Consider the following 8145-nt stretch of genomic DNA (forward strand, 5'->3'; position numbering starts at 1 on the left):
CCGAAGGAGATGCGATGAGGCACGTGCAACGCTGGGTGGCGCTGGCCGCGGGCGCCGGCTGGAACCCGGTCGCCGCGGCCTCGCTCTGGGAGGACCTAGGCGCCTGCGACAGCACGACACCGACCACTCCCCCGGCGACGAACGGGCTTGCCCACGCCCCGTACGTCGACCTGGGCGCGTGGCCGACGCCGAGCCTGTCCACGATGGTGACCGGCGGCAACCTCAAGAACGTGACGCTCGCGTTCATCACCGCGTCGGCGTGCAAGGCGATGTGGTTCAACGCCTACGACCCACGGCAGGGCTGGGCGCGCGACCAGATCGACGCGGTCCGCGCCCGCGGCGGCGACGTGAAGATCTCGTTCGGCGGCGCCACCGGCATCGAGCTGGCGCAGGCGTGCACCAGCGTCGCCGCGCTGCATGCCGAATATCAGGCCGTGGTCAGCGCGTACAACCTGAAGTACATCGACCTCGACATCGAGGGCGCCGCCACCGCCGATCCCACGTCGGTGGCCCGGCGGTCGCAGGCGCTGGCCGCGTTGCAGCGGGCGAACCCGGGCCTGCGGGTGTCGTTCACGCTGCCGGTGCTGCCCGAGGGCCTGACCGCCGACGGCCTCGGCGTCATCCGCTCGGCCCGCGACGCCGGGGTCAGCGTGGACCTGGTCAACGTCATGGCGATGGACTATTACCGCACCGGCGACTACGGCAACTTCGCGGTCGACGCGGCGAACGCGACGTTCGCCCAGGTGAAGTCGCTCTACCCGGGCTACTCGGACGCGCAGGCGTGGAAGATGGTCGGAGTGACGCCGATGCTCGGGCAGAACGACGACGGCCACATCTACGACCAGGCCGACGCCCGCCAGCTGGTCACCTTCGCGCAAGGTAAGCACCTCGGCATGCTGAGCTTCTGGGAGTTGGGCCGCGACAAGAACGCCTGCACCGGCGCGCTCTACATGTGCACGAACATCAGCCAGCAGCCGTACGAGTTCAGCAAGATCTTCGCTACCTACTCAGGGTGACCGCGGCCGCACTACAGTTCTGGGCGGAACTGGAATCCCTGATCCCGCCCTCCCGACTCTGGTTGGACCCGAGATGACGCTCTGTTTGGACCCGCGATGACGACGGCGATCGGACTTCTGGGCGCGGCCGGCATCGCTCGCGCCGCCGTCCTGCTCCCGGTCCGCCGCCGCGACGACGTCGTGGTTGCGGCGGTCGCTTCCCGGTCGGGCGCCCAGGCGTACGCGTCGGAGCACGGCATCGAACGCGCCTACGACTCGTACGAGGAGTTACTCGCCGACCCCGGGATCGACCTCGTCTACAACGCGCTGCCACCGTCGATGCACGCCGACTGGACGATCGCCGCCCTGCAGGCCGGCAAGGACGTGCTCTGCGAGAAGCCGTTCACCATGAACGCCACCCAGGCCCGCCGGGTGATCGCGGCGGCCGCCGACTCCGGCCACCGGGTGATCGAGGCCTTCCACGACCACTACCACCCGCTGAGCGAGCGGATCCGCGACATGGTCGCCGACGGCGTGCTCGGCCGCATCGTGCGGGCCCAGGCAGTGTTCGACGGCGCCACCCCGTATGCGCCCGGGACCCTGCGGCACGAGCCGGAGTTGGGCGGCGGCGCCCTCATGGACCTGGGGTGTTACGCGGTGCACTGGCTGCGCTCGATCCTGGCCGGCCCGCCGATCGTCAACCGGGCCCTCTCGACCGACAACCCCTCCGGCGCGGATATCTCGATGCAGGCCGAGCTGATCTTCCCCGGTGAGGTGGCGGCGACGGTCGAGTGCAGCATGGCCGAGGGCGTGACGCTGCGGTCGGCGCTCACCCTGACCGGCGAACGCGGCACGCTGCTGGTCGACAACATCGTCTTCCCGTCCGCCGGCCACAGCATCCACCTGGAGATCGACGGCGTGCCGCGGGTCTCCACCGTGGCCGGCCGCACCACCTACGACCACCAACTGGAAGCCGTCCTCGAAGCGCTGCGCACCGGCTCGCCGCTGCCGACCGAGGGCGACGACCCGATCGCCAACATGTCCACCATCGACGCGATCTACGATGCGGCCGGCTTCGACCGCGCCACCTGGAAGTAGCCGCCACACAGCACCCACCGCACAGCGCGCACCCGCCACACAGCGGCCGGCTCCGGTCGCGGTGACCGGAGCCGGTCGCGCGGCGGCCAATTTTCCGGTCGCTACGCGTCGGTCATCGGCCTCCGCCGCGATGCTTGCGACCGTCGGCGGTGCCCTGGCCGGCGGTCGCGTTGGTCGCGGTCGCGGCCGACGTCGTCATCGTGGCGATGAACGCGCCGACGTTGTTGCCGTCGGCGACACCGCCGAGGGTGTTGAACGCGTTCTTCGAAAGCTTGACGCACACCGAGTTCGGCTCGACGCCGTCGTTGGCCGCCGCCTTGACCGCGACCCGCGGCACCGAGGCCGCCGGGTCGGCAGACCGCGTCGCGCCAACTTTGCTCGTCGCCGCGCTACTGCCCTTGCTCGCGCCCGCGCTCTTGCCGGACGCCGCACCCGCACTCCTGCTCTTGCCCGACGCCGCGTCCGCACTCGCACTCGCACTCGCACCTCCGCTCTTGCCGGAGGCGGCAGGCTTGTGGCGGTGGGTGCGATGCTTTCCGCCGCCTGCGCCGACCGAGGCTGACGCCGACGCTGTCGGGGCGGTCGTCGCGCTGCCGTCCGGCGGCGCGGTCGTCGCGCCGTTTCCCGGCGGCGCCGTGGTGGCGGCCGCTGCGGTGATCGGGCCGCTGACCTTGACGTCGATGGCGCGGCCGGCGCTGGTCAGGTGCAGCGCCGTGCCGACCGCGAAGACGTCGGACAGCGCCGAGTTCGCGCCGGCCGCGGCGTCGGCGACCGCGATGCAGGTGACCGACGAGCCGCTGCTTCCGCCCTGGGTGGCCGCCAGGCTGATCCCGGTGCCGGCGGCGAGCACGCCCACCGTCGCCGACACCAGCACCGCTTTGCCGGAAAACCTTCGCCGAGCGCCGGGGGCGCCGCCCCGGCGATATTTCCTTCTCATGGCGCAACCCCTCCTTCGGGGAATTCCTTGACGCCACGCATTACGGATCAACATTCGACCCGAGTTCAATGATTCTTTGAATTGACAAACACCTAAATCAACCGACCGCCATTTCGAAATTAATCACCCCATTGCCTAGATATTCGTCTTCCCCTCAAGGTCCACAACGCCGCTGGTCAGCCACCCCCACAAAGCCACCGAAACCGCCACGCGCCGAATTGTCAGATGTACGCCCGCGCGACTGGCTGTGGTATAGACAGTCGTCACATCGGGCAACGCTGCCTTCCCGGGAGAGATCATGACTGGCTGGATTCGGCGCTCCCTCGTCGTACTCGGATCGCTTGTCGCTTTCTCGGCGGCCGTAACCGGGCCGGCCCACGCCGAACCCGCCCCGCCGGCGACGTTGCAGCACGGGGTGTTCATCGGGTGCGGTTTCGTCGATGTGGTGATGCGGACGTCCTCGCCGGACACCCACCTGTTCGAGTTCTTCGACAACGGCAAACGGGTGTGGAGCAAGTCGCTGATGGGCGACAACCAGACCCACGAGCCGGCGAAGGAGGGCCACACCTACCGGCTGAACCACGAGGGCAACCTGGACGGCCAGGTCGTCTACCACCGGCCGGCCGCGTGCGACACCACGCACCTGACCGCGACGGTGTCGGCCGAGCCGACCTGCGCCCAGTCCCAGCAGCGCCGCGTGCACGTCCGCAATGACGGCGCCACCGCGGTGCAGGTCAGCACCTCGGGGATCTGGCAGCAGTTCACCGACTTCGTGGAGATCGCCGCCGGCGCCGAGCACGACTTCGTCGGCACCTGGAGTGATTACCTGGTGATCGGGACGCCCGACGCCCCGCTGCCGTACGCGGTGCTGCCACCGATCCCGCCGACCGGCTGCGGGGTGTTCACCTCCCGGCTCACCGCGCTGTGCGGCAACCAGGTGCGCTGGGACGTCGGCAGCGAGGCGATCGCCGACCAGAGCCTGGCGATCTTCCGCGAGTTCGGCCCGATCCCGCAGACCCCGACACCGGCCTGGCTGGGGACGCTACCGGCCAACGGCAAGCTCACCGTGTACGCGCCGGTGGTCAAGGGCGACACCGTCCTGGCTACGGAGGGCGGGCTGCGCGACGGCACCCAGGATCCCTACGTAGCGCAGGTTCTCAGCCAGATCGAGGGGTACGACGAGCCGGCCGTGTGCGCCCGGCCCGAGCAGGCAGCGGTCACCTACAAGGCCACCTGCACCACCATCACCGCGACGATCACGAACTACGGCGCCGAGCGGGAGTTCACCGTGACGGCGGGCGACGAGACGGTCAACACCGTCACCCTCACCCGCGGTGACGTCGCCACGGTCGAGATCCCGCTCGCGGCCGGCGCGACGGCAGCGGTCGCGGTGTCCGGCCAGGACGCTTTCGCCAGCTATCAGCAGCACACCTGCCCATCCGCGACGCCCAGCGCGGGAAGCACCGGCAACGGGGGCGGCGGCGGAAGCGACGGCGGCGGACTGCCGATCACCGGAGCCCCCGTGGCGTGGTTCGCGCTCGGCGGCGCGACCCTGCTCCTGGCCGGCGCCGCTCTGATGCTGGCGGCCAGGCGCCGGCGTCTCTAGCGGCGTAGCAGCTGCAACGCTCGCTCGACAGCCGGCTCGAGGTCGGCCGGCTCCACCGAGGTCGTGATCACGCCGTAGATCATGCGGTGGGCGAGCAGCACGTCGTCGACGGTGATCCGGGCGTCGACGAGGCCGGCCGCCTGCGCCCGCGGCAGCGTGTCGCGGATCAGGACCTGCAGGCGCTCGCCGCCGGAGTACGACGACATGCTGCGCCGGGCGTCGACGGCCATCTCGACGAACGCGGCCGACTCCACGGTGAGCCGCACCATGCGGTCCCAGAGCCGGCCGAAGGCGCCCGCGCCCGGGTCGGCGGCGATCGCCTCGAGCTGCGTGAAGTTCTCCTCGAAGACCGCGAACGCCAGGTCGAGCCGGGTCGGGAAGTGCCGGTAGAGCACCCCCTGACCGACCCCGGCGTCCTTAGCGATCGCGCTGAGCGGCACGTGATAGCCGCGCGCGGTGAACAGCCGGCGCGCCGCGTCGAGGATCGCCTGCCGGTTTTCTGAGGCCGCGGCGGGACCCCTGTTGACGCGACCGCCTGAGCTGGGCATTCTTGTACGGTAGCAACCGGACATGATTGTCCGGTTAGAGGGAGGCCGTCCATGAGCGAGCACACTTTTGACGTCGTTGTCGTCGGCAGCGGCGGCGCCGGCTTCGCCACCGCGATGGGCGCGGTCGACGCGGGCCTGAGCGTCCTGATCGTCGAGGGCAGCGCCAAGTGGGGCGGCAGCACCGCGATGTCCGGCGGCGGCATGTGGCTGCCGGACAACCCGCTGATGCGCCGGGCCGGGGTCGGCGACTCGCGCGCCGAGGCGCTCACCTACCTCGAGGCCACCGTCGGCACGCCGGGCCGCTCCACCTCCCGCGAGCGCAAGGAAGCCTTCGTCGACGGCATCACCGACTTCGTCACCACCGCCGAGAAGTACGGCATGGTCTTCGCCCGCTCCACCGACTACCCCGACTACTACCCGGAGTTGCCCGGCGGCAAGATCGGCCGGGCGATCGAGGTGAAGCCGCTGAACGCGAAGATCATCGGCGACTGGTGGAAGACGATCAGCGCGCCGGCCGGCATGCCGATCAAGACCGACGACGTGTGGTTGCTCGGCCGGGCCTGGTCGACCCCGGCGGGGTTCTTCCGCGGCGCCAAGTTCGTGTTCCGCGCGCTCGGCGGCGTCGCCCGCGGCCAGCGCCTGGTCGGCATCGGCGCCGGGCTGTCCACGTCGTTCCTGCACGCCCTGGTGATCAGGCAGAAAGTGCCGCTGTGGCTCAACTCCCCGCTCGACGGGCTGGTGGTCGAGGACGGCCGGGTCACCGGGATCCGGATCACCCGCGACGGGCAGCCGGTCACGGTGCACGCCACCCGCGGCGTGATGCTGGCCGGCGGCGGGTTCGACCACAACGTCGAGTGGCGGCGCAAGTTCCACGGCATCGACGGTGCCCCCTCCGGGAACCCGGCCAACCTGGGCCGCCCGATCGAGATCGCCCAGGAGGCCGGCGCCGCGGTCGAGCTGATGGACGACGCCTGGTGGGGCGGCTCCATCGCAGCGACCCCCGGCCACGACCCGGCCTTCATCGTCGGTGAGCGCTCCCTGCCGTACTCGATCATCGCGGACGCCCGGGGTGACCGGTTCGCCAACGAGTCGGAGTCCTACGTCGATCTCGGCCACCACATGCTCGAGCACGACAAGGACGGCGCGTACTGGATGATCGCCGACGTCCGGCACGCCCGCCGCTACCTGCGCACGTTCGCCCTGGACCCGAAGAACAACAAGGCGATGCGGGCGGCCGGGATCATGGCGAAGGGCGCCACCCTGGACGAGCTGGCCGGCCGGATCGGGGTCGACCCGGCGCGGCTGCGGGCCACCGCGGAGAGGTTCAACGGCTTCGCACGCTCCGGCGTCGACGGCGACTTCGGCCGCGGGAACTCCGCCTACGACCGGTACTACGGCGACCCGACCGTGCACCCGAACCCGTGCCTCGGCCCGCTCGAGAAGGGCCCGTTCATCGCGTACCGGGTGGTCATCGGCGACCTCGGCACCAAGGGCGGCGTGCTCACCGACGCCGACGGCCGGGCGCTGCGCGAGGACGGCACGGTCATCGACGGTCTGTACGCCGCGGGGAACAACTCCGCCTCGGTGATGGGCCGCACCTACCCCGGCCCGGGCTCGACCATCGGCCCCGCCGTGGTGTTCGGCCTGCGCGCCGCCCGCCACATGGCATCCTCCACAATGGTGCGGTGACCGAGGCTACGTACGACGTGATCGTGGTGGGTGCGCGCTGCGCCGGCTCGCCACTCGCCATGCTGCTGGCCCGCCAGGGCTACCGGGTGCTGCTGCTGGACAGGCAGACGTTCCCGAGCGACACCGTGTCGACCCACGTGATCCACCCGCCGGGCGCCTCCGCGCTGCAGCGCTGGGGCCTGCTCGACCAGGTCGTGGCGACCGGCTGCCCGCCGGTGGGGCGTTACTCGTTCGACTTCGGGCCGCTCACCCTGGCCGGGGCGCCGGGCACACCCGATTCGCCGTACGCGTACGCCCCGCGCCGCACCCTGCTCGACAAGATCCTGCTGGACGCCGCAGTGGCCGCCGGGGTCGAGGTCCGCGAGGACTTCAGCGTCGAGGAGTTGGTCTTCGACGACGGCAAGGTGACCGGCATCCGCGGCGGCGGCGTGACCGAGCGGTCCCGCGTCGTGGTCGGCGCCGACGGTCGCAACTCGGTGGTCGCCAAGGCCGTCGGGGCCCCGGCCTACGAGGATCATGCCCCGCTGACGGTCGGCTACTACTCGTACTGGAGCAATCTGCCGACCGACACGTTCGAGGCGTACAGCCGGCCCGGCCGCGGCTGGGCGGTGTGCCCCACCAACGACGGCCTGACCCTGGTCATCGGCGGCTGGCCGCACGCCGAGCTGGCCGAGCACCGCGACGACGTCGAGGCCACGCTGATGGAGACGTTCGCGACGTCACCGGCCTTCACCGAGCGCATCCGGGACGCCAAGCGCGAGGAGCGGATCGTCGGCGCCTCGGTGCCGAACTACTTCCGGGTCCCGTTCGGCGACGGCTGGGCGCTGGTCGGCGACGCCGGTTACAGCCGCGACTTCATCACCGCGCAGGGCATCACCGACGCGTTCCTCGACGCCGAGCACCTCGCCCGCGCGCTGGACGAGACGCTGAGCGGCACGGCCCCGTTCGGCGAGGCCCTGGCCGGTTACCAGTCCCGCCGGGACGCCCGCGCGATGCCGCATTACCAGATGACCCTCGGCATCGCCTCCCTGCAGCCGCCGGACGAGCAGATGATCGGCCTGGTCTCGGCGATCGCCGGCAAGCAGCCGGCCATGGACGCCTTCGCCCGGCTCAACTCGGGCGTGACCCCACCGGCCGAGTTCTTCGCCCCGGAAAACATCGGCAAGCTGGTGGCCGGCTAGGGCGCATCTGACGGATCATCACTGGTTGCGATGATCGATCGTTGTCTCGTCGTGGCTGGTGATTTGACTGATGAGGACTGGCAACGGCTGG

The 8145-nt window shown here is 70.8% G+C and carries 7 protein-coding genes; 5 read left to right on the top strand and 2 right to left on the bottom strand.

From position 1 onward, the window contains the following. Positions 1-14: 14 nt before the first annotated feature. Together AB0E90_RS50385 and AB0E90_RS50390 are read left to right on the top strand one after the other, a co-directional pair. Positions 15-1016: a chitinase gene (locus AB0E90_RS50385; RefSeq protein ID WP_360420787.1), complete on the top strand. Its 1002-nt coding sequence runs from the start codon at positions 15-17 to the stop codon at positions 1014-1016. Positions 1017-1112: 96 nt separating this feature from the next. Then, positions 1113-2093 carry a Gfo/Idh/MocA family oxidoreductase gene (locus AB0E90_RS50390; protein WP_360420789.1) on the top strand — a complete coding sequence of 327 codons (981 nt, stop codon included), beginning with the start codon at positions 1113-1115 and terminating at the stop codon, positions 2091-2093. A gap of 112 nt (positions 2094-2205) precedes the next feature. On the opposite strand, the gene AB0E90_RS50395 is transcribed toward AB0E90_RS50390, so the two are convergent. Further along, positions 2206-3030: a hypothetical protein gene (locus AB0E90_RS50395; RefSeq protein ID WP_360420791.1), complete on the bottom strand. Its 825-nt coding sequence runs from the start codon at positions 3028-3030 to the stop codon at positions 2206-2208. 298 nt (positions 3031-3328) lie between these two features. Here AB0E90_RS50395 and AB0E90_RS50400 point away from each other — a divergent pair, with 298 nt between their 5' ends. Then, positions 3329-4636: an LPXTG cell wall anchor domain-containing protein gene (locus tag AB0E90_RS50400; protein ID WP_360420793.1), complete on the top strand. Its 1308-nt coding sequence runs from the start codon at positions 3329-3331 to the stop codon at positions 4634-4636. Here the strand turns inward: AB0E90_RS50400 and AB0E90_RS50405 are convergent. Beyond that, positions 4633-5184, bottom strand: a complete 552-nt coding sequence (locus AB0E90_RS50405) for a helix-turn-helix domain-containing protein (protein WP_360420795.1) — start codon at positions 5182-5184, stop codon at positions 4633-4635. The genes AB0E90_RS50400 and AB0E90_RS50405 overlap by 4 nt on opposite strands. A 51-nt stretch (positions 5185-5235) precedes the next feature. Here AB0E90_RS50405 and AB0E90_RS50410 point away from each other — a divergent pair, with 51 nt between their 5' ends. Then, positions 5236-6873: an FAD-binding protein gene (locus AB0E90_RS50410; protein WP_360420797.1), complete on the top strand. Its 1638-nt coding sequence runs from the start codon at positions 5236-5238 to the stop codon at positions 6871-6873. Continuing rightward, a complete protein-coding gene (locus AB0E90_RS50415; protein WP_360420799.1) occupies positions 6870-8054 on the top strand; it encodes an NAD(P)/FAD-dependent oxidoreductase in 1185 nt (394 codons plus the stop codon). Before AB0E90_RS50410 ends, AB0E90_RS50415 begins: the two co-directional genes overlap by 4 nt. The last annotated feature ends 91 nt before the right edge of the window (positions 8055-8145 follow it).

Origin of the sequence: Actinoplanes sp. NPDC026619, from assembly GCF_040638295.1 — a bacterium.
Classification (GTDB): domain Bacteria; phylum Actinomycetota; class Actinomycetes; order Mycobacteriales; family Micromonosporaceae; genus Actinoplanes.

Bases quoted from the DNA above. Each gene is read 5' to 3' on its own strand.
- AB0E90_RS50390 (WP_360420789.1), top strand. From the start codon at position 1,113: ATGACGACGGCGATCGGACTTCTGGGCGCGGCCGGCATCGCTCGCGCC.
- AB0E90_RS50385 (WP_360420787.1), top strand. From the start codon at position 15: ATGAGGCACGTGCAACGCTGGGTGGCGCTGGCCGCGGGCGCCGGCTGG.
- AB0E90_RS50405 (WP_360420795.1), bottom strand. From the start codon at position 5,184: ATGCCCAGCTCAGGCGGTCGCGTCAACAGGGGTCCCGCCGCGGCCTCA.
- AB0E90_RS50395 (WP_360420791.1), bottom strand. From the start codon at position 3,030: ATGAGAAGGAAATATCGCCGGGGCGGCGCCCCCGGCGCTCGGCGAAGG.
- AB0E90_RS50400 (WP_360420793.1), top strand. From the start codon at position 3,329: ATGACTGGCTGGATTCGGCGCTCCCTCGTCGTACTCGGATCGCTTGTC.
- AB0E90_RS50410 (WP_360420797.1), top strand. From the start codon at position 5,236: ATGAGCGAGCACACTTTTGACGTCGTTGTCGTCGGCAGCGGCGGCGCC.